This window comes from Caballeronia sp. BR00000012568055, from assembly GCF_029439455.1.
Lineage (GTDB): Bacteria > Pseudomonadota > Gammaproteobacteria > Burkholderiales > Burkholderiaceae > Caballeronia.
Map to the genome: position 1 here is coordinate 1 of NZ_JAQFVG010000131.1, position 1,264 is coordinate 1,264.

The 1,264-nt window shown below is 57.5% G+C and carries 1 protein-coding gene and 1 pseudogene; both read left to right on the forward strand.

Going from position 1 to position 1,264, the window contains the following annotated elements; translation table 11 throughout:
• Window positions 1-603, forward strand: a pseudogene (locus P7F28_RS07740) (flippase); the annotation flags it as partial.
• Between the two features lie 71 nt (window positions 604-674).
• On the forward strand, window positions 675-1,264 hold a 590-nt coding region (locus P7F28_RS07745; RefSeq protein WP_277183934.1), incomplete at its 3' end, for a glycosyltransferase.

Genomic DNA, 1,264 nt, shown 5'->3' on the forward strand with positions numbered 1-1,264 from the left:
TTTCTCAACGGTGTCTTCACGCCGATTGCAATCTTCGCTTTGCTCGTACTCGAACCCTTCCTGCATGTGTGGATCGGTGCGGATCTCGCGATCGAAAGCGCGCCTGTAGGACGCATTCTCGTGATCGCGGTATGGCTCGTCGGTCAGGCGAGCGTCACGCGCATTCTCATTCAATCGCAGATCAATCCTGCGACCGCGGCGCGCGCCGGACTTGTTCAATTGCCGTTCTTCGTTGCGTTGTTGTGGTTCGGTATCGAACGATTTGGACCAGTGGGTGCGGCAAGTGTCGTCGCGTTGCGCGCCTTGGCCGATTACGCCGTGTTGCTTTGGATGGCGCGCATCAAGGCACGTTCGATCGCACTCGACATGCTCGCGCATCTCGCGTTTCTCATCGCAAGCCTCGTGCTTGGCTCGCTGATCGATTCGATGCTGCATCCGTTTCAGGCCATCGCCGTCGCCGTGCTTGTTGCGCTGCTCAATGCAGGCTGGAGTGTGCTGACGCGGCCCGCGTTGCGCACCCTGGCAGCAGCAGCGATTCGCACGCTGAGCACACGTATCGGCAAAAGATTTCATACACCTTTGAAGGCAAGGAGTGACGCATGAAAAAGGACATCGAAGATGCGTTCATCGGACGTGCAAAGGCGCGCCACTTCCTGCATGAACCCGTTCCGGCGATGGCGCCCATGCCGCGCCCGGCACGCAGCGTATCGGCGGCGAACGGCATGCCGCGCATTGCGATCGTGCATGACTGGCTCGTGACGTATGCGGGCGCGGAGCGCGTGCTCGAACAGATCGTCGCCTGTTTTCCCGACGCGGATATTTTCAGCGTGGTGGACTTTCTCGAAGACCGATCGTTTCTGCGCGGCAAGCGCGCGACGACATCGTTTATTCAGAAGCTGCCGTTCGCGAAGAAGCGATATCGCGCGTATTTGCCTTTGATGCCGCTGGCGATCGAGCAACTCGATTTATCGGGCTACGACCTCGTGATTTCCAGCAGTCATGCGGTCGCGAAGGGCGTGCTGACCGGGCCGGACCAAGTGCATATCAGCTATGTTCATTCGCCCATTCGCTATGCGTGGGACTTGCAGCATCAGTACTTGCAACAGTCGAATATGACGGCGGGTCTGAAGTCGCTCATCGCACGAATGATGCTGCATTACGTGCGCAACTGGGATATTCGAACGGCGAATTCGGTGAATCACTTTATCGCCAACTCGGAATTTATCTCACGGAGAATTCATAAGGTATACCGAAGATCATCGCG